Origin of the sequence: Streptomyces smyrnaeus (assembly GCF_017676345.1) — a bacterium.
GTDB lineage: Bacteria > Actinomycetota > Actinomycetes > Streptomycetales > Streptomycetaceae > Streptomyces > Streptomyces smyrnaeus.
This window is the reverse complement of sequence record NZ_JAFFZM010000033.1, coordinates 1-23647: the sequence shown is the minus strand read 5'-3', so window position 1 is coordinate 23647 and position 23647 is coordinate 1. Positions and strand designations below refer to the sequence as shown.

The 23647-nt window shown below is 71.3% G+C and carries 15 protein-coding genes; 10 read left to right on the top strand and 5 right to left on the bottom strand.

Annotated features, from left to right (window positions below):
- Positions 1 to 55: 55 nt before the first annotated feature.
- From pglW to pglX, 3 genes are all read right to left on the bottom strand, one after another.
- Positions 56 to 4768, bottom strand: a complete 4713-nt coding sequence (gene pglW / locus JW613_RS32980) for a BREX system serine/threonine kinase PglW (RefSeq protein ID WP_209214539.1) — start codon at positions 4766 to 4768, stop codon at positions 56 to 58.
- A gap of 149 nt (positions 4769 to 4917) precedes the next feature.
- Complete coding sequence (locus tag JW613_RS36990; protein ID WP_372448033.1) at positions 4918 to 5067, bottom strand: DUF5710 domain-containing protein; 150 nt, start codon at positions 5065 to 5067, stop codon at positions 4918 to 4920.
- 30 nt (positions 5068 to 5097) lie between these two features.
- Positions 5098 to 8628, bottom strand: a complete 3531-nt coding sequence (gene pglX / locus JW613_RS32975; protein ID WP_245226714.1) for a BREX-2 system adenine-specific DNA-methyltransferase PglX — start codon at positions 8626 to 8628, stop codon at positions 5098 to 5100.
- A gap of 28 nt (positions 8629 to 8656) precedes the next feature.
- On the opposite strand from pglX, the gene JW613_RS32970 reads away from it, so the two are divergent.
- Together JW613_RS32970 and JW613_RS32965 are read left to right on the top strand one after the other, a co-directional pair.
- Positions 8657 to 10357 (top strand): AAA family ATPase, encoded by a 1701-nt coding sequence (locus JW613_RS32970; protein ID WP_245226712.1) that lies wholly within the window; start codon positions 8657 to 8659, stop codon positions 10355 to 10357.
- The gene (locus tag JW613_RS32965) at positions 10354 to 10989 is read left to right on the top strand and encodes a hypothetical protein (RefSeq protein ID WP_209214537.1); all 636 of its coding nucleotides are present in this window, start codon (positions 10354 to 10356) and stop codon (positions 10987 to 10989) included. Before JW613_RS32970 ends, JW613_RS32965 begins: the two co-directional genes overlap by 4 nt.
- A 378-nt stretch (positions 10990 to 11367) precedes the next feature.
- Here the strand turns inward: JW613_RS32965 and JW613_RS32960 are convergent, their stop codons facing one another.
- Both JW613_RS32960 and JW613_RS32955 read right to left on the bottom strand, forming a co-directional pair.
- On the bottom strand, positions 11368 to 12288 hold the full coding sequence (locus tag JW613_RS32960) for an EamA family transporter (protein ID WP_209214536.1): 921 nt from the start codon (positions 12286 to 12288) through the stop codon (positions 11368 to 11370).
- On the bottom strand, positions 12272 to 12520 hold the full coding sequence (locus JW613_RS32955) for a hypothetical protein (RefSeq protein ID WP_209214535.1): 249 nt from the start codon (positions 12518 to 12520) through the stop codon (positions 12272 to 12274). Before JW613_RS32955 ends, JW613_RS32960 begins: the two co-directional genes overlap by 17 nt.
- Before the next feature lie 73 nt (positions 12521 to 12593).
- Here JW613_RS32955 and JW613_RS32950 point away from each other — a divergent pair, with 73 nt between their 5' ends.
- The 8 genes from JW613_RS32950 to JW613_RS32915 all read left to right on the top strand — a co-directional run.
- The gene (locus JW613_RS32950) at positions 12594 to 13514 is read left to right on the top strand and encodes a LysR family transcriptional regulator (RefSeq protein ID WP_209214534.1); all 921 of its coding nucleotides are present in this window, start codon (positions 12594 to 12596) and stop codon (positions 13512 to 13514) included.
- A 91-nt stretch (positions 13515 to 13605) separates the two neighbouring features.
- Positions 13606 to 15006, top strand: coding sequence for a nitrate/nitrite transporter (locus JW613_RS32945; protein WP_209214533.1), 1401 nt, complete (start codon positions 13606 to 13608; stop codon positions 15004 to 15006).
- Positions 15007 to 15097: 91 nt separating this feature from the next.
- A complete protein-coding gene (locus tag JW613_RS32940; protein ID WP_209214566.1) occupies positions 15098 to 17197 on the top strand; it encodes a molybdopterin oxidoreductase family protein in 2100 nt (699 codons plus the stop codon).
- Positions 17194 to 18711 (top strand): FAD-dependent oxidoreductase, encoded by a 1518-nt coding sequence (locus JW613_RS32935; RefSeq protein ID WP_307866134.1) that lies wholly within the window; start codon positions 17194 to 17196, stop codon positions 18709 to 18711. Before JW613_RS32940 ends, JW613_RS32935 begins: the two co-directional genes overlap by 4 nt.
- 5 nt (positions 18712 to 18716) lie before the next feature.
- Entirely contained in the window at positions 18717 to 21305 is a 2589-nt protein-coding gene (gene nirB / locus JW613_RS32930) for a nitrite reductase large subunit NirB (protein ID WP_209214532.1), read from the top strand.
- A gap of 35 nt (positions 21306 to 21340) precedes the next feature.
- The gene (nirD, locus tag JW613_RS32925) at positions 21341 to 21754 is read left to right on the top strand and encodes a nitrite reductase small subunit NirD (protein WP_245226710.1); all 414 of its coding nucleotides are present in this window, start codon (positions 21341 to 21343) and stop codon (positions 21752 to 21754) included.
- A gap of 40 nt (positions 21755 to 21794) precedes the next feature.
- Entirely contained in the window at positions 21795 to 22958 is a 1164-nt protein-coding gene (locus JW613_RS32920; protein WP_209214531.1) for a uroporphyrinogen-III synthase, read from the top strand.
- Positions 22955 to 23647, top strand: a 693-nt coding sequence (locus JW613_RS32915; protein WP_209214530.1) for a sirohydrochlorin chelatase, incomplete at its 3' end; no start/stop codon positions are given. The genes JW613_RS32920 and JW613_RS32915, both read left to right, overlap by 4 nt.

Below are 23647 nucleotides of genomic sequence, written 5' to 3'. Positions count from 1 at the left end.
GCCCCGTTGTCCCCAAATGCCCATTGCCACTGCCCCGGCGGCTCCCGTCCCGCCGCTAGTCGTCCCCCGGCAAACCCGCACCCGCACCCGTCGCCGACGACTCGGCCCGGTGCGCGTTGGCCACCCACGACTCGGGCAGCTCGACCCATTCTCCCAGCCCGGACTGGTACGGCACAGCCACCGAGCCCAGTCTCGGCGGTCGCGCCGGGTCGCTCTGCGGGCACAGCAGCCACAGTCCGCGCCCCCCGTCCCGCGCCGCGTCGGCGAGCCGTTCCAGGACCGCCATCGCGTCGTACCGTGCGAACGCCCCCGCGTCCGTCAGCAGCACAGGGGAAGCAGACGTCCCTCGCGTCCGCGACACCAGCTCCCTCAGCCGGGGCTCCACCGCACCCCAACTCGTCCGCGCGTACTCACCGAATCGCATCGCCGCCCTCGAACCCGGCTCTGCCGCGTCCGCGCGCAGGATCGTCTCCCACGTCGGCTTTGGCCTCGGGTCCACCTGCTCGTGCAGGGCTTGCAGGAAGAGGTCGGTCACCGAGACGACTTCCGCACCGAAGCGGTCAGTCGTCAGCTCGCGCACCGCGTGGCTCGCCAGCCCTGTCCGTACCGTCAGCACCCGGAAGCCGTCCCGGTGGGCTGAGGCCAGCAGCCGTTCCTCTGCCACCGCCGCGCCCGCGAGCTGCGGGTCGTCGGAGTAGCGGTGGGCGATGAGGAGTCCGGTTGCCTGGCGGGCGGCGTCGGATGACAGATAGGAGGTGCCGCCGTCCCGCTGGCGCGGGATGTAGCGCAGAGTCCCATGGCCCTCGCGGGTCTTCAGCTCCAGGTCGAACCCGGCGTCCCGCAGCGCCCGCGTCAGCGGCCCGTCCGTCGGCAGCGCGTGACCGCCCCCTTCGTTCAGCAGCTCGGGGAAGCGTGCCCGTACCCGTTCGTGGATGTCCTTGGGCGTCAGCCCCGGCTGCCGCTCGTCCGGCATGCCGGGGATGCGCGGCACCAGGCCGGCCTGGGTGAGACGCAGCGCCCGCACCAGTGGCAGATCGCGGGGGTAGATCTCCAGACGGGGCGTCGCGGCGGCCCGGCGCGAGGCGGCCGCGGCGATCTCGACGATACGCCGCTCGTCCCACTCCACGGCCGTGCTCGGAGGCGTGATGGCACCCAGCTCGGCCAGCACCGTGGCCGCGGTCGGCAGGGTGTCGAGCTTCGCCAGCCGGTCGGCGACCCTGCCCAGCTTCTGGGCGTAGTGGAGCAGACCCGGCCCGGACGGGGTGTCCGGCGCGTCGTCGGGCCCGACCTCGAGAGCCAGGAGCCCCGCCCCCATGCCCTCGTCGGCCGCGTCACGGTTCGGCGCGTGCTGGAACTCGGCCTCGTCCGGTACGAGTTGCTCGACCTCGACCACCGCGCGTACGGCGGCCAGAGCCAGCGCCCGGCGCTGCTCGCGCTTGGGGAGCTGGGTGCCGCGCCGTACCGCCAGGGCATCGGCGATCTCGGCCGCGGAGGCGACCCGGCCCAGATTCCGCAGCAGGCTGAGGATCTCGGCACGCAGCACCTGCACCGCCGGGTGCTTCTTCCACCGGGTGCGCTGAGTCTTCAGCATCTGCGGGATACGGCCCGCCGACAGCCCCAGCGCTCTCGCCACGTCCTTCTGCTTGGGCCAGACGCCGATGTCGGGCAGGGCGCCCCGCTCATCGGGGAGCCGGAGCAGCAGCCGCACCATCTCGCACTCGTTGCGGTTCGCCCCGTCCTTCTTCAGCTCCGGTACGAAGATGGTCGCGAGCGTGTCCAGGGTGACCCTGCGCAGGGCGCGTTCGGGCAGGCCTTCCGCGTCGCCGTTTTCCGCCATCGCGGTCGCGAGCGCCTCCTCCGCGACCGACAGCTCCTCCTTCGCGGCCTTGCGTCCCTCGGGGGTGAGCGGGGCGGCGGGCTGCTCGGCGAGCCGCTGCCGCCACTCCTTGATACGCCGGAGGACTTCCTTACGGGTCTTGGCGCCCAGGCCGGGTGCGTTGACGAGCTGATGGCGGCTGTAGTCGAGCAGCCCACCGACGTCGTTGACGTGCAGCCCGTAGACGAAGGACTGGGCGGCGGGGCTGAGGCCGGAGGCCGAGATGGGGGTCGAGCGATCGGCCTCGGCCGCCAGCCGGTCGCGCTGCTGCTCGGCGCTCTCCTCCTCGGCGGCCGGGATCGGAGCTTCCCGGGCCTCGGCCGGCGCCTGCCCGGTGCTGCCCGCGCCGCCCGGCGCGGCAGCGGGCTGACGGGAGCGGCGCGACGAGGGCTTCGCCTCGTCCATGGCCAGGAAGATCTTCTTCCAGGCGTCCCGCATCGGCTTGAGATCGGGAAAGCGCTGAGCCGCGTCGCGGTGCAGGGCCTTGCGGAAGAACTCGACGAGGCCGTCGCGTACCGCCGGGTCGAAGGCATCGGCCGCGATCTTCGGATACGGCTCCTTCTCGGGGTCGGTCTGGCGCGGCGAGACCCTGCCGTCGCCCCAGACGGGAAGTTCGCGCGAGGCCATCTCGTGCAGGGTGACGGCCAGGGCGTACCGCTCGGCGTGTCCGTCGTAGACCGAGCGCTCGGTGAGGGTGCCGATGAACGGGTCCAGATAGCCCTCCGTCCCGGCACTGGTCTCCTGCACTGGGTAACCGGCCAGCGAGAAGTCGATGAGCACCAGCTCGCGGGTGCGGTTCGGGCGGATACGGATCGCGATGTTGTCAGGCTTGATGTCCCGGTGCCACACGCCCTCGCCCTCGAGGAAGTCCACCGCGCCGAACAGATAGTCGCCGTACGCCTCGAGCTGGTCCACGGACAGCCGGCCGAACTCCCGGAGCTGGCGGGCGACGGTCTCCTCGCGCCGCCTGCTCCTGTGCTCGCCAGGCGCGGCCGGTTCGCCGTCGGCCTCGCGCTCGTTCCCGACGTACTCCATGACCAGGACGGTGCGGGGGCCGATGCGCTGCGGCTCCGGCTCGACGAGGCGGATGATCCGCGAGTCGGGGCGCAGGCGTCCCATGATCTCGGCCTCGCGGGTGAGCATTTCGACTTTGCTGTCCGAGTTGGCGACCTTCAGCACCGCGAGGGTCTTGGAGAAACGCACGTCAGGGCCCGCCCGCAGGTCCCGTACGAGGAAGGCGCGGCTGGTCGACCCCGTACCGAGGCGGCGCCGTACCTCCCAGCGGCCTGCCAGCACATCGCCCGCGACTGCTTCGAGCGGGTCCTTCTCGGGCTCGGCCGGCCGTACGGGTTCCGCGGGGGCGGGTTCGGTTAGTACCGCCTCGACGACCTCCAGCATTTCCAGGAAGTCGTCCACCGAGTCCAGGCGGTCGTCGACGTGGTAGGCGGTGGCCGCCTGCACCAGCTCGTCGATGTACTCCGAGAGGCCGTCGACCACGGCACTCGGCCGCAGACCCTCGCCCGCCTCGTAACGGGCCAGCAGTTCGGCTTGGCTGGCGGCCGGGGCCTTGCCGGTGGCCAGCAGATAGGTGAGGACGCCGAGACCGTAGATGTCCAGTGCGACGGGGTCGGCCTTCAGGGCAGTCAGTTCGGGGGCGAGATACGGGTCCGCGCCCTCCGCGAGATGGGCGCCCGCGCGCGAGAGCGTGGTGGGTGCGAACCGCTCACCGCCGCTCGGTGCGCCGGAGCCCGGGCCGCGCTGGACGGCGACCTGCCAGTCCGAGATCTGCAGATACGGGTTGAGCCAGGCCGCCTCCTCGCTGTGCCCGTTCCCGTTCCCCTTTCCGTTCCCGTTTCCGTCCGTGCCCGCCGCCCGGCCTCGGGGGCGGGGCATCACATGGATGGCGCGGGCCGCGAGGGTGCGGTGGTAGATCCGGCGGCCGTGCGCTGAACGCACGGTCTCGGCGAGCTGCCGGACCAGTGCCATGCGGCTGAGGATGTCCAGCTTCTCGCCGTACTGCGCCAGATACTCGTCGAGGCGCAGCGTCCGCGGATCGAAGTCGAAGATCAACGCAGGTCCTGCCGAGTGCCCGGACGGGTCGTACTGCTTTAGCTGGACGACACCGGGGTGCCGGAAGCGCCTCAGCACCGCGGCCTCGCGCCGCGCTGCCCGCTCGACCGAGGCCCGCAGCTCGGCGTCGGAGCCGCGCTCCCGCAGGTAGACGCGGACCCGGGCGGCCTCCGGCAGCTCGCTGTGCCGGGCCAGATAGTCCGCCCAGGTCGGTCCCGAGTCGAACGACTTCCGGTGCAGCAGATAGGGGCCGACCTTGTACTCGGCGTCGCTGCGCGCGATACCCACTCGCTCCAGGGCCGACTTGATCCGGCGCGACCGCGACCTGTCGATGCGACGGCGCTCGTCGTGCGGGGGCTCCGCCAGCATCCGGGCGAGCTGGTGGACGGTGTGGAGGCCGTGCTGGTCGTGGGCGGGCAGCCGGTTCTTCAGCGAGGAGTCGGTGAAGCAGACCGCTTCCGACACCCACACCCGCTCGCCTTCCTGTGCGAGAAGGGCCGCGAGTTCCTTGGCCTTCTTGTTGGCCAGGTGAAGCGGGTTGCCGTGCGTGACCTGCCGTCCGCTGGGCTGCGTCTGAAGCCAGGTGCCGTTACGGGACTCGAGCGAGCCGTGCCAGTCCTTCAGCTCGATCAGATAGACCCCGCCCGGGGCGACCACGAGGAGATCCACTTCCCGGACATGGCCGCTGTGGGCGGTGAAGGTGAAGTTCGACCAGGCCCGCCACGGGTCGTTGTCGGGGAGCTTCTCCCTGATGGTCTCCAGCCCCCGGCGCTCGTGCTGGAACTCGGATTCGGTGACCGTGACCCACCGGCCCTCCCGCATGCGCCATCCCCGCTTCGTATCTGTGCCGATCTGTGCTGATTTCGGCTGCTCGGCAGCCATATCCCCGGCTCAGATCGTAATGGTTGCGAGGCCGGGCCGGGGGCGTCGCGGTATGCGGCCGGAACTGGGGCCCAGCAGGGGCAGCCGGCTCAGGGGAGCCACCGACTGCCCCGCTCACGGGTGACCCATTCCGCGTCGACATACCAGAGGCAGATGGATGCGTCCCATTGTGCGCGGAGCTGTTGCCTTGCCTCGTACCTCTCGTCGTAAGGAACCCGGAGATAGAGCCGACCGTCCACGACGTCGCCGGGTGAAACGACGCTCTTGTGTCACGGCGTTGAAGACTCTCTGCGTGGCCGCCAGGCCGCCACGTCGTGCCTGCTGAGTCCGTAAGAGGTGCGCAGGTCGTCCAGACGGTTCTGGAATTCCTCGGCGTGACTGGAATGCAGCCCCGTGTCATGGTGAGCTTCCCACTGACGGACCCAGGGGAGAAGTTCCTGGAGGCCGGCGAGAAGGGGAGTGAGCTGGTATACGGTCCGGTTGGGCCGTTGGTCGAGCGCACTGATCAGATCCAGTAGGACGCGAACACGATCCGTCTCGTTCCAGCCGGACCAGCCAAGGAGTAGACCGCCCTCTTCGGTGGCGTCTTCGGGGTAGGACAGGAAACGTTCGCGGGGGATGTCAAGGCTGCCTCGATGTGACCAGTAAGCAGATCTCCGGAAGTCCAGCATGGTGAACTTGGGCGGGACAGGAATTCCAAGGGCCTCGCCTGTTCTGTCCTCGTTCCGCTGGAGTTCCCAGACTTGTTCCCACTGGGCGCGCTTGCGCAGCCCCGACTCGTTGTACCGCAGCGCCGAGACACAGGGCACGTGCTCGGTGGCCAGCAATGCAGTCAGCACGTTGCTGAGAGTTGCCTTCGGCCTTCCCAGATGGTCTGCCGCATAGAGTGCGGCGACGGAACACAGGTCGGCGTCGTCGGCGAGCTTCTGAGCGAGTTGGTCGGCCGTCTGGGGACGCGGGCGGACAGCGCCGTGCCGGCGGTCGAACCATAGTCGTTCGTCCTCACAACGGTCGAGCAACCAGGAGCGCAGCGCTTGTTCTTCGCGGCTTTCCCACGTCTCCGATGCCCACCGACGCTTGTACTCCGGGCGCTCGACGAGGGCGATAGCCGAGTGTGATTCGATGGCGCCAATCCTGGCCCGCACGACTTTCCGATAGGTGGCTGGCCAGTGCGGCGGGATCTCGGTGAGGGGTGTCGTGCTGTTTCGCGTGAACCAGGATTCTGCTGCTTCACCGGCGAGCACTTTTCGTGCGTGCACGATTTCAAAGGCACGCTCACCTGGTCGCAGTGGAGGCAGAGCGGAACCAGGAGGCATGGTCAGACGCGCGTGTTCCTCGGCGGAGAGCAGACCGTAGGAGTTGTACACCTCCCAGTCCAGTTCCTCCTGATGGGCGGTCATTTGCTGACGCAGTTCTTCGTCGGCAGTCTTCGCCGCATCCAGGCCCTCCCTGCTGGGCGGGCGTTCACTCGTGCACACGGCGCTCGGGGTATGGGCGTCGAGAAGGCGGCCCAAGGAGTGCAGCGCCCGTGCATGGGTGAGTGGAGTGCTGGCGGGCAGCGGAAGCCGTGGGAAGGAGGCAGCCGCGAAAGTGTAGGGCCGTGTCCATTCCTCGCCCGGGAGCGGGATGCCGAGACCGTCGGCTCCTGTGCTGGAGTTGACGTGCTTGAGCCAGAAACAGGCCGTCGACGAGTTGAGGATCCCCAGCAGGCTGACGTATTGCTCTTCGTCCGCGGTTGAGGACAGTCGCAGCACAGGAGCGGTCCGGCTGAACACTTTCCCATCTTGCTCCAGCGCGAAGTGGTTGTGCGTGGCCACATACGCCAGCGTGATCGTCGGCACCTGGATGCCGAGGCGGGGCCAGCGTCTCCAGGCCCACCAATGCCCGGTTCGCGACGGCTGGTGTGACCCGAGTCCTGCCCGCAGCACCTGCCTCATCGTCCAGAGATGGCGCCCCCACGCGGTGGTGAGGTCCAGTGGAAGTGGCGAGCCGTCCGCGTCATAGGGGACCAAGACTTCTGTCGCCACGTCCGCACGCCAGTCCCGCACGGTGTTGCCCGCGACCATGCCTCGGGCCAGTGCGGCCGAGTCCGGATGCCTGGTGAACCAGGACTGGCCGAGAGCGAAGATGTCTTGCTGTCCTGGATCGGCAACTACACCGACCGGGGCGGCGAGAACGTCTGCCAACTGGCGCGGAGCCCTGGAGAGCATGTCCATGAGGTCCGCCCCCCCGCCGCCCGTCAGAGTCCAGGGGAAGCGGTAGAAACGTTGCCGGGGCTCGTCCTGGACACTTACCCATTCAGAGGTGGTTCCGGGGCGGTCCACTTGGTCGAGGATCGATCTCCATACGTTTCCTTGGGCTGGCTCCGCTGGCTGCTTCGGTTCTCCGTGCACGCCAAGAACCGATCGCACCGGTAGATCACGCATGGTTGGGTCATTGCGGCCCACCAAGATCAGGGTCGGGGTCCGATGGCTTGGTACAAAAACCCCTGAGGTGTCGATGACATGTGTGAGTCCGACGCGTGGAAAGAACTCCTCGATAAGCTTTTTGCCGAAATTACGTCTCGTGAACGAACTTGACGTGTATACTCCGACGTAGCCGCCGGGTTGACTCTTGGCTTTCCGTGCTGCGAGCTGGAACATGCGCTCGATAAAGGGGCCGGAAAGAGGGGCCACACCTGCGAGTGAGACGTAAGCCTCGCGGTATGCCGCACTCATCGCCTTGTCGCGTACTGTGTTATAGGGCGGTTCCCCCAGTACGGCGTGATATGAGCCTCGGCTCAAAAGGCTGCAGCGTTCGGAGAATTCATCGACATCCCCGGTTGTTCCGACTCTGTGATCATTCATCTCGGCGAAAAGGGGCGGCGTCTTCCTGGGAGTGCCGGCTCCCTCCAGCAAGGCGTCGCCCACTGCTACATTGATGGTGTGGTCAGGGAAATGATCCAGTGTTTTCTCGCCACTCTCCCGGCCAGCGGCGATCAGCAGCCTGAAGCGCGTGATGCTGACAGCAAGCGGATTGAGGTCGCAGCCGTGGACAGATTCCAGCGATCGCAAGATCAGCTCGTGGTCCTTGGTTTCTGGTTCCTTCAATCGCCATGCGGTCAGTAGCCGTCGAAATACTCCGAGTGGGAAGGTTCCCGAACCGCATATCGGATCGATGCTGCGGAAACCCTGAAGGCCGAACTCTGCGATAGCCGGGTCCACTGTGAGGTCGAGAACGAAGTCCGCGATGAACTCAGGGGTCTGGACCAGCGCGTAGCTCTTCCGCGCGGTCTCGTTGATACTGGAGTACAGATCAACCAGAAAATGGGTGTCCAGTTCAGGGTCGGTGAAGTCGAAACGGATGGATCCATCACTTCGGCACCGTCGCCAGAACGCAACCAGCGCGGCCGCGGCTTCAGGCGAGGGCGACAGCTCCCCGAGCGGACTGTTCTCCATGTCGAAGATGCGGGCCATCGCCTTGTGGGAACGAGCAACGTGCGTGAACGCTTCCAGCAACCAGTCCCGGTCGTTCTTCTTCGCGTACTGCGTGCGATAGGCCTCGTGTCGCTCTTCCGCCTCCACCAGACGCTGACCAGGCCCTGCGAGAAATGGTCGGCTGATGAGTCTGTTGTCCTCGCAGAAGCGTACGAACACCGTGCCCAGTACCCACGCGACCGCGGCCTGCGTGATGCGCTTCCTCCGCCACGCTCCGTACGTGCCCGACGTGCGGAAGGACGCCCTCGTCTGCTCGTACGTACTCCTCAGGCGGGCGCGAAACCGCTCCACGTTGTCGCTGCGCTCACGGAGGTCGTCCTCCATCGCCAGAACCTGCTTGCGCAGGTGAGAGATGAGCCCGGCCCTGTCCAGCGAGGACGTCCCTGCATCAGCTCCACCGGTCGGAGGCACAGCGGCGACCTCTCCTCTGTACATCATCAACATTCACGATCCACTGTTCCGTCGGATACATCCTGCCAGCTCTCGGGTCCGACAGCCCGGATCGCTGACCATCGTCGGCCGACGCGCACGACCGTCACGGCTTGAGCCCTATGATTCCTGTGCGTACCGGCCCGAACACAGTCGGCACCGCTGCGCCAGGGTGACGCCGGGGCCGGATGATCAAGGGGGACACATGCTGACACGCCTTGAAGTCAGTGGCTTCAAGAACCTTCTGGATCTGAGGGTCGAGTTCGGCCCGTTCACCTGCATCGCGGGAGAGAACGGCACCGGAAAGTCGAACGTCTTCGACGCGATCCAGTTCCTGAGTCTGCTCGCCGACCACTCAATGATCGAGGCTGCCCAGGCAGTCCGCGGAACCCACGGCGAGCTGCACGGCGATGCGCGCGACCTGTTCTGGAACGGTTACGCGGCAGGCGAGCACATGATGACGTTCGCCGCGGAGATGATCGTCCCAAGTGAGGTGGAGGACGACTTCGGCCGACTGGCCGAGCCGACGTCCACGTTCCTCCGCTACGAGCTCCGGCTCGGGTACCAGCCGCCGCGCGGTGGGGAGCGGGGTGGCAGGCTGACATTGCGGTCCGAGAACCTGAGCCAGATCAGACCGCGCGACGCCGGATCACATCTACGGTTCTCGCACAGCGTCAAAGGCTTCCGAAATGCCGTGGTCCGCGGGCGCCGGTCAACCGCTCCCTACATCTCCACGACGTTCGACACGGGTGATGCCGTCGTCCGTATCCATGCCGACGGGGGCCGCAGAGGTCAGCCGCGTCCCGCACCCGCGAGCCGGGCCCCGCGGACCATGCTGTCCACGATCAACGAGAATGACGATCCGACGATCCTGGCGGCGCGGCGCGAGATGCAGTCCTGGCGGCGGCTGGCGCTTGAACCCTCCGCGCTGCGCACCGCCGACCGCTTCACGGATCCCGACGAGATGCAGCCCGACGGCCGTCATCTGCCGCGGTGCCTGGACCGGATCGCCCGCGGGAAGTCGCCGGACGACCCCGCTCGGGTCTACTCGCGAGTGGCGGGGCGTCTCTCGGACCTGTCGGGTCTGCATGTCCGCACGCTGGACGTGGATGCCGACGACACGCGCCAGTTGCTGACCATCAAGCTTCACGAGATCGACGGCATGGTGCTGCCCGCCCGCAGCTTGTCCGAGGGAACCTTGCGCTTCCTGGCCCTGTGCGTCCTCCTGGAGGACCCGAAGTCAGGCGGTCTGATGTGCATGGAGGAACCGGAGAACGGCATTCACCCGGCCAACCTCTTCGCCATGGTGAGCCTGGTGCGTGACCTGGCGGTGGACGCCACCGAGCAGGTCGACGAGGAGGACAACCCGTTCCGGCAGGTTCTCATCAACACCCACTCGCCGGGGGTCGTGGAGCTGGTCGGCGCGGCGGATCTGCTGATCGCCGACACCTCGACCGTCCCCGAGGCAGGCGGCAGGACGGCACGCAGTCTGCGGCTGCGCCCGCTGGCCGACACTTGGCGCGCCGGAGGTGCCGAGAAGGGGTATGGCACCAAGGCCGACATCCTGGCGTACCTCACGACTCCGCCACAGGCCCGGCTGACCCTCGAGGGGAGCGACTCGTGACCGTTCGCGCCCTCTACCTTTGCGAGGGATCCAGTGACACGGGCCTGCGGTTCCACATCGAGGCGATCGCCGCGGAGACGGGCAGGGAGGTTCTCGTGACGGTTCCCGACCTCAACCGCCTGCCCAGCAAACCCGGTCACTCGGTCAAGGACAAGCTACGAGCCGCACAGCGTCTCAGCGATGGCGGGCACGCTTACGACCTCGTCGTCATCCACCGCGATGCGGACGGCCACCCTGCGGATCACCGCCGCAGAGAGATCGCGGAAGCGGTGGCCCAGGTGAGCCCGCATCTGGCACACGTACCGGTGATCCCTGTGCGGATGCTGGAAGCGTGGCTCGTGCTCGATCACGCCGCGATCCGTGAGGTGGCGGGGAATCCCAACGGCAAAGTGGTACTCAACTTGCCGAAAGCGGCTCGGGTCGAATCGGTGGCGGACCCCAAGGCTCTGCTGAAGCAAGCGCTCGCCGTTGCCAGCGAAGAGAAGGGCCGCAGTCTGAAGAAGCTCCAGGCGCGCTTCTCGGAGAATCGCGCACGACTCCTACAGATGCTGGATCGAGAAGGACCTGTCAAACAGCTTGCGTCATGGCAGTCGTTCACATCCGACTTGCAGGAGGCACTGAGCAACGCTTGACAGGCATCCACTCGGGCTCCGGCGTCGCGGGAGCGTGAACGCGCCGCCGTCCCGGAAACCTGCTCGATCGGCTCGGCTGGGCGGCCAGATTCCGCAGCGTGTCAGCGGCTGGTTACACGGACACATCGACGTCACATCTGGCGAAGATCGGGATGCTGGATCTGCCCGAGCGTCGTACAAACAACGGCGGCTCGGCCGACGTGCCGTTGGGACGCGTCGACGATGACTGCTGATCGCCCTCGTATTCAGGTCCGTAAAACTTTGTCGCGCACGACTGACCACAACCGGTTAGTGCGCTGCTGGTGGCGCTGAGCAGCGGCTCGGTAGCTCTCTTCCTCAGCGACACCGGGAGCGTACGCGCGAAAAGATCCTCATCCATTATGGCGGGGTGCTACGGCATGGTTCGCTCAACCTCGGGTTCCGCCCACCGGCCCAGTGCCCGAGGACCGCTCCGGTCGAGGCGAGGGCGATGCAGCAGATGGCCAGCCACTGGAGCGTGGTGAGGTGTTCGCCGAGCAGGACGAGCCCCGCGCAGCCGGCGGCGACCGGTTCCAGGGACTGGAGCACGCCCACGACGCGGGCGGGGAGGCGGCGCAGCGCCGCCAGTTCGAGGGAGTAGGGGGCCGCGGCCGACAGGAGCGCCACGCCCAGTCCCGCCAGCAGGGTGGGGGGCTCGGCGAGCCGGGTCCCGGCCTGCGCCAGCCCGAACGGCAGCGTCAGCACGGCGGCCCAGCACACGGCGAGGGCCAGCGGGCCGCTGCCGCTCAGCGTGGTGCTGGTGCGCTTGCTCAGCAGCAGGTACGCGCCCATGGAGATCGCGGAGGCCACCGCCCAGGCCGTGCCCACCGGGGAGAGCGGCTGCCCTCCCGTCCCCGGGAGGGCGAACAGGGCCGTTCCGGCCGCCGCCAGCAGGCCCCACGCGGCGTTGGACCAGCGGCGGGAGGTCAGCAGGGCGACGGCGAGCGGGCCGGAGAGCTGGATCGTCATGGCGACGCCGAACTGCAGATGGTCCATGGCCAGATAGGAGAGGTTCATCCCGGCGATGGCCGTGCCCAGGGCGAGGACGAGCAGCAGGGAGCGGCGGTCGGTGGGCAGACGGGGGCGCCAGAGCGCCAGCAGGAGGAGCGCGGCCAGCCCCAGGCGCAGCGCCACCGCGCCGAGCGGGCCGCCCACGGCGTCGAACAGGCCCTTGCCGAGGGCCTGCCCGGTCTGGACGCTGACGACGGCGCCGAGGACCAGCAGCGGCGCGGGCACCACACCCGGGACGGGTCCGGGCGCGGGTTCAGCCGACGCGGCCACCTGGCTCCTCCGCTGGGGCCGCCGTGTCCTGTGCGGTGCTGCCGGCGCCGACGACCAGCCGGTCGCCGCCCCGGTGCTGCTGGAGCCAGACGCGGAGGGTGCCGCAGGCGCAGCGCGCGTAGACGACGGTGCCCGCGGCGACGGGGTGGCGGGAGACGATCTCGTACGGGTCGTGCAGCGGCCAGCCACAGGTGGCGCACCGGCCGCCGCCGACGTCACGGAGTTTGCCCATACGGACAGCGTCAGCTGTGGCGAACATGCACGTCCATCGCATCTTTGTGCACACCATCGTTTTGAATGGCCGCATGATTGATCTGCGGCTCCTGCACACCCTGCGCGTACTGCACTCCGAGGGCACCGTGGCGGCCACCGCCCGGGCGCTGCATCTGTCCCCGTCGGCCGTCTCCCAGCAGCTGCGTCAGCTGGCCCAGCAGGTGGACGCCGAACTGCTGCGGCAGGAGGGGCGCATCCTGCGTTTCACCCCCGCAGGACGGGTGCTGCTGCGCCACGCGGACGTGCTGCACACCCAGTGGGAGAGGGCGCGGGGCGAGCTGGCCGCACAAGGGGGCGGCAGCGACCGCACGCTCCGTCTGGAGGGGTTCGCCACCGCCATGGCCTCCCTGCTGGTGCCGACGACCCGCGAGCTGCGGGACGCCGACCCGCCCGTCCACGCCCGCATCCACGAGTCGGACACCCGGCTCAGCTATCAGCGGCTGCTGGCCGACCAGGCGGACATCGCCGTGCTCACCCCGCACCCCGACAGCCCGACCGCCGACGATCCGCGCTTCGAGCAGCGTCCGCTGATGGACGACTTCCTGGATCTGGTGGTGCCGAGCGGTCATCCGCTGGCCGGTTCGGGACCGGTCGACCTGGCGGCTGCCGCCGAGGACGACTGGATCATGCCCCACCACGACCAGGACCGGCTGATCCAGACCCTGTGCGGGGCGGCGGGGTTCTCACCGCGCCGGGTGCACCACTCGGACGAGTGGCCCGTGGTGCTGGAGATGATCGGGCACGGGCTCGGTGTGTGTCTGGTGCCCAGGCTGGTTTCGGTCGCCGGCCTCCCGGATGTCGCCCGGGTTCCGCTGCGCGGCGGCACACCACCGGCCCGGCGGGTGCTGACCGCAGTGCGGCGCGGCAGCGCCGGGCAGCCGGTGGTCGCTGCCGGGCTCACCGCGCTGCGGGCGCGGGCCGCGGTTCTCACATCGGACTCCGCGCCGCAGTGAGCACTCCCTTTCCTGCGCGTTACGCGCGGACACGGAGGCGGTAACAGCGGGCTCCTAGCGTCGGTCTTCCTTCCAGCGGACAGGAGGCGACGTGAGCGCACGGTGGATCACCCGATGGGAGCCCGAGGACCCGGGCTTCTGGGCAAACGAGGGGCGGCGTACGGCGCGGCGGAATCTGTGGCTGTCCGTGTTCGCCGAGCACATCGGGTTCGCGGTGTGGAGCCTGTGGTCGGTGCTGGTGCTGTTCATGACGCCCGAGGCGGGCTTCACCCTCACCCCGGACCAGAAGTTCCTGCTGGTCTCGCTGGTCTCCCTGGTGGGCGCCGTACTCCGGCTGCCGTACGGCTTCGCCGTCACCCGGTTCGGAGGGCGCACCTGGACGACGATGTCCGCGCTGGCGCTGCTGGTACCGGTGGTGCTGGCGGCCGTCTTGATGCGGCGGCCGGAGACGCCCCTGTGGGCGCTGCTGCTGTGCGCGGCGGTCTCCGGGCTGGGAGGGGGCAACTTCGCCTCGTCCATGGTCAACATCAACGGCTTCTTTCCCGAGCGGGAGAAGGGCTGGGCGCTCGGGCTGAACGCCGGGGGCGGCAACCTCGGGGTCGCCACGGTGCAGCTGATCGGACTGGCGGTGCTGGCCACCGCCGGGGCCGCGCACCCGGAGTTGCTGCCGCTGCTGTTCGTCCCGGCCCTGCTGCTGGCCGCCGGACTGGCGCACCGGCGGATGGACAACCTGGCCACCAACCGCACCGACTACGGCGCCTACCGCAGCGCCGTGCGCGACCGCCACTGCTGGACCATCTCGCTGCTGTACATCGGGACGTTCGGCTCCTTCATCGGCTTCGGCTTCGCCTTCGGTCTGGTGCTGCAGAACGAGTTCGGCAAGAGCCCGGCGCAGGCCGCGGCGCTCACCTTCCTGGGACCGCTGCTGGGCTCGCTCTCCCGGCCGCTGGGCGGCCGGATGGCCGACAGGTTCGGCGGGGCCCGGGTGACCGCCTGGTCGTTCCTCGCGCTGGCGGTGGGCGCCGGGGGAGTGCTGGCCGCCTCGGCAGCGGGGTCGTTCGCCGCCTTCGTCGCCGTCTTCGTCGTGGTGTTCGTCGTCACCGGGCTGGGCAACGGGTCGACGTACAAGATGATCCCCGCCCTCTACGCGGCGCGGGCCGAGAGCGCCGTGGAGGCGGGCGCCGACCCGGCCGAGGCCCGCAACCAGGGGCGCAGGCTCTCCGGTGCCGTCATCGCCGTCTCCGGAGCGGTGGGCGCGCTGGGCGGCGTGGCGATCAACCTCGCCTTCCGCGAGTCGTACCGGCACACGGGCGGCGCGAGTGCTGCCATCGTCGGCTTCCTCGCCTTCTATCTGCTGTGCCTGGCTGTGACCTGGGCCGGGTACGTACGGCGGCCCGCGGCGGAGCGCCCCGACCGGACGGCCGGAGCGCGCCGACCGGAGCCCCGACCGCAGCCCGAGCCCGAGCCGGCCGTCGCCGAGCGGAGGGCCTGACGTGACCCGGGCCGCCGCCGACCTTCTGGCTGCGACCGCCTCCGCCTCCGGCACCGCCACCCACTGCCCGTACTGCGCCCTCCAGTGCGCCATGACCCTCACCCCGCAGGCCGCACCCGGCCCCGCGGCGGGCGGACTGACTCTCGCCCCGCGCGAGTTCCCCACCAACCGGGGCGGCCTCTGCCAGAAGGGCTGGACCTCCGCGCAGCTGCTGGACTCGCCCGAGCGCCTCACCACCCCCCTCGTACGGGACGCCAAGGGCGCACCGCTCCGCGCGGCGGGCTGGGACGAGGCCCTGGACCTGGTGGCCCAACGCTTCGGCGCGCTGCGCCAGGCGCGGGGCGCGGACGCCGTGGCGGTCTTCGGCAGCGGGGGGCTGACGAACGAGAAGGCGTACGCGCTCGGCAAGTTCGCCCGGATCGCGCTCGGCACCTCGCAGATCGACTACAACGGCCGGTTCTGCATGTCGTCGGCCGCGGCGGCCGGGAACAGGGCGTTCGGACTCGACCGGGGGCTGCCCTTCCCCGTCACCGACCTGGACGACTCCGAGGCCGTGGTGCTCGTCGGCGCCAACCCGGCCGAGACCATGCCACCGCTGATGGGCCACTTCGACCCCGCGCGGCTGATCGTCGTCGACCCGCGCCGCACGGCCACCGCGCAGGCCGCGCTGGACGGCGGAGGCATCCATCTGCAGCCGGCGCCGGGGACGGATCTGGCACTGGCGCTGGGGCTGCTGCACGTCGCACTGGTGGAGGGCCATCTGGACACGCCGCAGCGCACCGCCTACCGACGGGAGCGCACGGTGGGCTGGGAAGGCGTACGGCAGTGCGCCGCGCGCTGGTGGCCGGAGCGTACCGAGCGGCTGACCGGGGTGGCCGCCGCCGAACTGCGCCGCGCCGCCGCCGCCCTGGCCCGCGCCCGCCGCGCCCACATCCTCACCGGGCGCGGCGCCGAACAGCACAGCAAGGGCGTGGACACCGTCTCCGCCTGGATCGACCTGGCCCTCGCGCTCGGTCTGCCCGGCACCCCCGGTTCCGGATACGGCTGCCTGACCGGCCAGGGCAACGGGCAGGGCGGTCGCGAACACGGCCAGAAGGCCGACCAACTGCCCGGCTACCGGCACATCGAGGACCCGGCGGCCCGTGCCCACATCGCCCGGATCTGGGGCGTCACGCCCGAGTCGCTGCCCGGCGCCGGACGCAGCGCCTGGGAGCTGCTGGACGCGCTCGGCACCCCCGAAGGCCCCGCGGCACTGCTGGTGATGGGCTCCAACCCGGCGGTCTCGGCACCGCGGGCGCGCCGCGCCGTGCAGCGGCTGCACGCCCTGGAACTGCTGGTCGTCGCCGACTTCTTCCGCTCGGAGACCGCCGAACTCGCCGATGTCGTCCTCCCGGTGACCATGTGGGCCGAGGAGTCCGGCACCATGACCAACCTGGAGGGCCGCGTCCTGCGCCGCCGCGCCGCCCGGACCCCGCCGCCGGGCGTACGCACCGACCTGGACGTGCTGCGCGGCCTCGCCCTGCGGCTGGGCCGGTCCGCGCACGAGTTCCCCGCCGACCCGGGTGCGGTCTTCGACGAACTGCGCCGCGCCTCGGCGGGCGGCACCGCCGACTACGCGGGCGCCGCCCCCGAACACCTGGACGCGGGCGAGGCCGTCTACTGGCCCGTACCCGAGGGCGCGGACAGCGAAGCGGGCACCCGCGGCACGCCGCGGCTCTTCCTCGACCGGTTCGCGCACCCCGACGGGCGCGCCCGCTTCCTGCCCGTCGAGCACCGGGATGCGGCCGAGCTGCCCGACGCCGAGTACCCGCTGTACGCCACCACCGGGCGGCAGTTGCAGCACTACCAGTCCGGCGCGCAGACCCGCCGGGTGCCCGAACTGCTGGCCGCCGCACCCGAGCCGTACGTCGAGGTGCACCCCGACACGGCCCGCCGCGCCGGGCTCGGCGACGGGGACACCGCCCGGATCGTCTCGCGGCGCGGGGCCACCCTCGCCCGCACCCGCTGCGTACCGAGCCTGCGCCCCGACACCGTCTTCCTGCCCTTCCACTTCCCGGGCGACGGCGCCGCCAACGCGCTGACCAACCCCGCGCTCGACCCGGTGAGCCGGATGCCGGAGTTCAAGCTGAGCGCCGTACGGCTGGAGCGCGCCGACGGGCGCGGCACCGCGAGCCGGGAGGAGGCCGCGTGAACCGCGCGCTGAACGTCGTGGTCGTCGGCAACGGCATGGTCGGCGCACGGCTGCACGAGGAGACGCTGCGACGCGACCCGACCAGCAGGCGGGTGCGGATGACCGTACTGGGCGCCGAACCCGTCGGCGGCTACAACCGGGTACTGCTCCCGGGGCTGCTGTCCGGCTCGCTGACCGAGGCCGACCTGGCGCCGGAACGCTGCGGCGCGAGCCCGCTCGCCACCGGCACCACCGTCGTCGGCATCGACCGCGCGGCCCGCACCGTCGCCACCGCCGACGGGCGGCAACTCCCCTACGACAGGCTTGTGCTGGCCACCGGCGCCCGCACCGCCGTACCCCCGCTGCCCGGCCTGCGGGAAGACGGCGCGGACGGCGACAGCGGCGCGTCGGCGCGGGGCGTCACCGCGCTGCGTACGCTCGCCGACGCGCGCCGGCTGCGCCGCCTCGCCGACCGGGCCCGGGCCGTCGGCGCGCGCATCGCCGTGCTCGGCGGCGGCGTCCTCGGCCTGGAGGCGGCCCGCGCGCTGGTGGCACGCGGCGTCGCCGTGACCGTCGTGCACCCAGCGCCGCATGTGATGGACCGGCAACTGGACGCGCCCGCCGGGCGGGTGCTGGGCCGCGCACTGCACCGTACCGGCGTCGAACAGCGGCTGGGCGTCACGGCGGTGCGCTGGGAGCCGGGCAAGGGGCTGCACCTGGACGACGGCAGCGTACTGCCCGCCGCCGGGCTGCTGCTGTGCACCGGCGCACGGGCCGACACCGCCCTCGCCGAGGAGTGCGGGCTCGACGTGGGCCCGGCCGGGATCGCCGTCGACGACACCCTCACCACCTCCGACCCGGACATCCACGCCCTCGGCGACTGCGCCGACGCCGAACCCGGGCTCATACAGCCCGGCTGGGAACAGGCGGGCGTCCTGGCCGCGCGGCTCACCGGCGAGGACCCGTACGCCCGCTACCTGGGCACCCCGCGGGTGACCCGGCTCAAGGCGGCCGGTATCGAACTGGCCTGCCTGGGCGACCCGTTCGTGACGGACGACGGCCTGGCCGGGCACGCCCCGGCCGACGGCGGCCCCGAGGTTTTGCGGCTGGAGGACCCGACCCGCGAGCGCTACGCCAAGCTGGTGCTGCACGGCGACCGGGTCACCGGCGCCATCCTGCTCGGGGTGCCCGACGCGGCCGCCGGACTCGTCCAGCTCTACGACAAGGGCGCCCCCGCCCCCTCCGACCGGCTGGCCCTGATGCTCGGCCGGGCACTGCCGCCCGAAGGGGGCGGCGAGACCGGCGAGGCGCTGCCCGACCACGCGATGGTGTGCCGCTGCAACAGCGTCACCAAGGGCGCCCTGCGCTCCGCCTGGTACGACGGCGCCCGATCGGCCCGCGAACTGGCCGACGCCACCCGCGCCACCACCGGCTGCGGCGGCTGCCGCGGCGCCGTCGAGAAGCTCGCCGCCTGGCTCGCCGAGACCGACCCGCTCTCCAGCCGTGACACTCCCGCCACGACCGCCCCGAGGTGACTCCCATGACCCACGCACGCCCTGAAACCGGAACCGGGTCCGCGGCCTTGCGCCGACTCGTCGTCGTCGGCCACGGCATGGTCGGCCACCGGCTGGTCGAAGCCCTCGACTCCCGCGACGCGGACCGGCAGTGGCAGATCACCGTGCTCGCGGAGGAACCCCGCCCCGCCTACGACCGGGTGGCCCTCTCCTCCTGCTTCGACGGTGCCGACGAGAGCGCCCTGCGGCTGCCCGAGCACGACCCCGGGCGGGTCGGACTGCGGCTGGGCGACCCGGCGTGCGCACTCGACCGCGCCGGGCGCACCGTGCTCACCGCCTCCGGCGACCGGGTGCCCTACGACGCACTCGTCCTGGCCACCGGCTCCCGGCCGTTCGTCCCGCCGCTGCCCGGCGCCACAGCACCCGGCTGCCTCGTCTACCGCACCCTGGACGACATCGCCGCCATCCGCGCCGCGGCCGACAAGTCCACCACCGGGCGCGGTGTCGTCGTCGGCGGCGGACTGCTCGGACTGGAGGCCGCCAACGCGCTGCGGCTGCTGGGGCTGACCACCCATGTGGTGGAGATGGCCCCGCACCTGATGGCCGTCCAGCTCGACGAGGGCGGCGGCGCGCTGCTCGGCCGCATGGTGGGCGAGCTGGGCGTGACCGTGCACACCGGCACCGGCACCCAGCAGGTGCTCACCGACCCGGAGACCGGCGCCGCCAGTGGCGTGGAGCTTACCGACGGCACCTTCCTGGAGACCGACCTGGTGGTCTTCGCCGCCGGAGTGCGCCCCCGCGACGAACTCGCCAGGGACGCGGGACTGGAGGTGGGGGAGCGCGGCGGAGTCGTCGTGGACGAGACCTGCCGCTCGGTCACCGACCCCCGCGTCTGGGCCGTCGGCGAGGTCGCCTGCATCGAGGGGCGGACCCTCGGACTGGTCGCACCCGGATACGCCATGGCCGAGACGGTCGCCGACCGGCTGCTGGGCGGCGAGGCCGGCTTCCCCGGCGCCGACACCGCCACCCAGCTCAAACTGCTCGGCGTCGGCGTGGCCTCCTTCGGCGACGCGCACGCCACCACGCCCGGCGCGCTGGAAGTCGTCCTCAACGACCCGGTCGCCGCCACCTACGGCAAACTCGTCGTCTCCGACGACGCCAGGACGCTGCTCGGCGGCATCCTCGTCGGCGACACCTCCGGCTACCCGCTGCTGCGCCCGCTGGTCGGCAGCGCACTGCCCGCCGACCCGGCCACCCTGCTGGCCCCCGAGTCCGCGGGCGGCGCGGGGGCCGGGGGAGGGGTGGCCGGGCTGCCGGACAGCGCGCAGATCTGCAGCTGCCACGCCGTCACCAAGGGCGCGTTGACCGAGGCCGTCACCGAACAAGGCTGCGCCGACGTGCCCGCGCTCAAGTCCTGCACCAAAGCCGGAACCGGCTGCGGCTCCTGCGTCCCCGCCCTCAAACACATCCTCGAAGCAGCCGGCGTCGAGCAGTCCAAGGCGCTGTGCGAGCACTTCGACCACTCCAGGGCCGAACTGTTCGAGATCGTCGCGGCCACCGGCATCACCACCTTCTCGCAGCTGGTGGCCGAACACGGGCGCGGGCGCGGCTGCGACGTGTGCAAACCCGCCGTCGCCGCGATCCTCGCCTCCCGCGACAGCGCCACCCACATCCTCGACGGCGAACGCGGCAGCCTCCAGGACACCAACGACCGCCACCTGGCCAACATGCAGCGCAACGGCACCTACTCCGTCGTGCCCCGCGTCCCCGGCGGCGAGATCACCCCGGCCCGCCTCATCGTGCTGGGCGAGGTCGCCCGCGACTTCGGCCTCTACACCAAGATCACCGGGGGTCAGCGCATCGACCTGCTCGGCGCCCGCCTCGAACAGCTCCCCGCCATCTGGCGCCGGCTCACCGACGCGGGCTTCGAGTCGGGGCACGCCTACGGCAAGGCCGTCCGCACGGTGAAGTCCTGCGTCGGCTCCACCTGGTGCCGCTACGGCGTCCAGGACTCCGTCGGCCTCGCCATCGAACTGGAACTGCGCTACCGCGGACTGCGCGCCCCGCACAAACTCAAGGCGGGCGTCTCCGGCTGCGCCCGCGAGTGCGCGGAGGCCCGCAGCAAGGACTTCGGCATCATCGCCACCGAGCAGGGCTGGAACCTGTACGTCGGCGGCAACGGCGGCTTCACCCCCCGGCACGCCGAACTCCTCGCCTGCGACCTCGACCACGACACGCTGGTGCGCACCATCGACCGCTTCCTGATGTTCTACGTGCGCACCGCCGACCGCCTGCAGCGCACCGCCGCCTGGCTCGAAGCCCTCGAAGGCGGCCTCGACCACCTGCGGGCCGTCGTCATGGACGACTCGCTCGGCATCTGCGCCGAACTCGACGCCGCCATGGAACGGCACGTCGCCGACTACCGCGACGAGTGGCGCGGCGTCCTGGAGGACCCGGCGAAACTGGCCCGCTTCACCTCCTTCGTCAACGCCCCCGACACCCCCGACCCGGCGATCTCCTTCGCCGTCGAGCGGGAACAGCCGGTACCGGTGCCGGGCCCGGTGTCCCTCGGTATGCCGCAGCTGCCCGCCGCCGACGGGGCGGGCGCCCGATGAAGACCCCCGCCCCCGCCGGCAGAAAGGTGACCACCATGACCGCCACCAGCACCATGAACACCACGACCACCATGACCACCAGCCCCACGGCCGACTGGTCCGCCGTCTGCCCGCTGGACGCGCTCCCCGTCGAACAGGGCCGCGCCGCACTGCTGCCCGACGGCAGCGCCGTCGCCCTGTTCCGGCTGCACACCGGCGAGGTGCACGCCGTCGGGAATCTCGACCCCTTCAGCGGGGCACCCGTCATCTGCCACGGCATCGTCGGCGACCGGGACGGCGTCCCCGTCGTCACCGGCCCCCTCGGCAAGGAGACCTTCGAGCTGGCCACCGGCCGCTGCCTGGACGCCGAAAACGTCCGGCTCCCCGTCCACGACGTGCGGCTGACCGGCCCGGTGATCGAGGTCTCGACCCGGCGAAACACGGTGGAAACGCTGGTCGGGGGAGGATGAACACCAGGCAGCATCCGGGAGAGCACTGGAAGGAGACGCGGTGTCGGCACCTGACCCGTCGCGGAACCGCACGGGACCCGTCCCCCCGCTGGCGGGGTTCACCGTGGCGGTCACGGCCGCGCGCCGGGCCGAGGAACTGGGCGCGCTGCTGGAACGCCGCGGCGCCGAGGTCGTCCACGCGCCCGCGCTGCGCATCGTCCCGCTCGCCGACGACGAAGAGCTGCGCGACGCCACCAAACAGCTGGTGGCCCGCCCACCCGACGTGGCCGTCGCCACCACCGGCATCGGCTTCCGAGGCTGGATGGAGGCCGCCGACGGCTGGGGCGAGGGCGAAGCCCTGCGCAGCGCCCTCGGCCGGAGCGAACTGCTGGCCCGCGGCCCCAAGGCGTGCGGTGCGCTGCGCGCCGCAGGGCTGCGCGAAGCCTGGTCCCCGGCCTCCGAATCCTCCACCGAGGTCCTCGAACGGCTGCTGGCCCGCGACGACCTCGACGGACTGCGCGTCGCCGTCCAACTGCACGGCGAGCCGCTGCGCGACTTCATCGACGCGCTGCGCGGCGCCGGTGCCGAGGTCGTACCGGTGCCCGTCTACCGCTGGACGGGCCCCCTCGACCCCGGCCCCCTCGACCGGCTCATCGACGCCGTGCTGGGCGGCGGCGTGGACGCCGTCACCTTCACCAGCGCGCTGGCCGCCGCCGGGCTGTACGCCCGCGCCGAGGAAGGCGGCCGCACCGAAGAGCTGACCCGGGCACTGCGCGGCCGCACCCAGGTCGCCTGCGTCGGCCCCGTCACCGCCGCGCCCCTGCTCGCACGGGACATCCCCGCCTACTGGCCCGACCGCTTCCGGGTCGGCGCCCTCGTCCGGCTGCTCGGCGAACGGCTCCCCGCCTCCGCGCCCACCCTGCCCGCCGCCGGGCACACGCTGGAAGTACGCGGCTGGGCCGCGCTGCTCGACGGCGAACTGCGGCCCGTCAGCCCCGGGCCCATGGCCGTACTGCGCGCCCTCGCCCGCCACCCCGGACAGGTGATGTCCTGCGCCGACCTGCTGCCGTACCTGCCCGGCGGCGGCACCGACGAGCACGCCGTCGAAGCCGCCGTCGCCCGGCTGCGCACCTCGCTGGGGGCCTCCTCGGTCGTACAGACCGTCACCAAACGTGGCTACCGCATCGCCCTCGACCCCGCTGCCGTCTGCGAGGGCGACATATGACCGTGCTGCTCGTCGCCCACGGCACCCGGCACCTCGCCGGCGTCCGCACCGTCAGGGAACTGGCCGACGGGGTCGCCGCCCGGCTCGGGCAGCCGGTCGCCGTCGCCTACGCCGACGTACGGGGGCCGACCATCGCGGAAGCCCTCGCCCGGCTGCCGGGCCCCGTCACCCTCGTGCCTGCCTTTCTCGCCTCCGGCTACCACGTGCGGGTCGACATCCCCGCGCAGGTCGCTGCCGCGGGGCGGGCCGGCGATGTGACCGTCGCCCCCGCGCTGGGGGCCGACCCCGCGCTGCTGCCCGCACTCGTCGACCGGCTCGCCGAGGCCGGCGTCCAGGACGACGACGCCGTGCTGCTCGCCGCCGCCGGATCCTCCGACCCCGGCGCCCGCGCCGAGGCCCACGCCATGGCACGGTGGCTCGGTCGCCTCCTGCGGCGGTCCGTGCCGGTGGCGTGGGCCGCCACCGCGGAGCCCGCCGTTGCGGAGGAGGTCGCCCGGTTGCGGGGGGAGGGCGCCGCTCGGGTGGCCGTCGCCGGCTGGTTGCTGGCTCCTGGCCTCTTCGCCGATCGGCTGGTGGCAGCCGGGGCCGATGTGGTGGCCGCGCCGTTGGGGGCCCACCCCGCTGTAACCACCACCCTGACTTCCCGCCTTCGGGTGGGGGTGGGCCCACTCGTGGGCCCCCTCCCCTGT

What these genes read in the sequence shown, in the direction of transcription:
- JW613_RS32955 (WP_209214535.1), bottom strand. Translation starts at nt 12,520, where the DNA reads ATGGGCAAACTCCGTGACGTCGGCGGCGGCCGGTGCGCCACCTGTGGC.
- JW613_RS32970 (WP_245226712.1), top strand. Translation starts at nt 8,657, where the DNA reads ATGAGCCCGGCCCTGTCCAGCGAGGACGTCCCTGCATCAGCTCCACCG.
- pglX (WP_245226714.1), bottom strand. Translation starts at nt 8,628, where the DNA reads ATGGAGGACGACCTCCGTGAGCGCAGCGACAACGTGGAGCGGTTTCGC.
- JW613_RS32950 (WP_209214534.1), top strand. Translation starts at nt 12,594, where the DNA reads ATGATTGATCTGCGGCTCCTGCACACCCTGCGCGTACTGCACTCCGAG.
- nirD (WP_245226710.1), top strand. Translation starts at nt 21,341, where the DNA reads ATGACCGCCACCAGCACCATGAACACCACGACCACCATGACCACCAGC.
- pglW (WP_209214539.1), bottom strand. Translation starts at nt 4,768, where the DNA reads ATGCGGGAGGGCCGGTGGGTCACGGTCACCGAATCCGAGTTCCAGCAC.
- nirB (WP_209214532.1), top strand. Translation starts at nt 18,717, where the DNA reads ATGACCCACGCACGCCCTGAAACCGGAACCGGGTCCGCGGCCTTGCGC.
- JW613_RS32940 (WP_209214566.1), top strand. Translation starts at nt 15,098, where the DNA reads ATGACCCTCACCCCGCAGGCCGCACCCGGCCCCGCGGCGGGCGGACTG.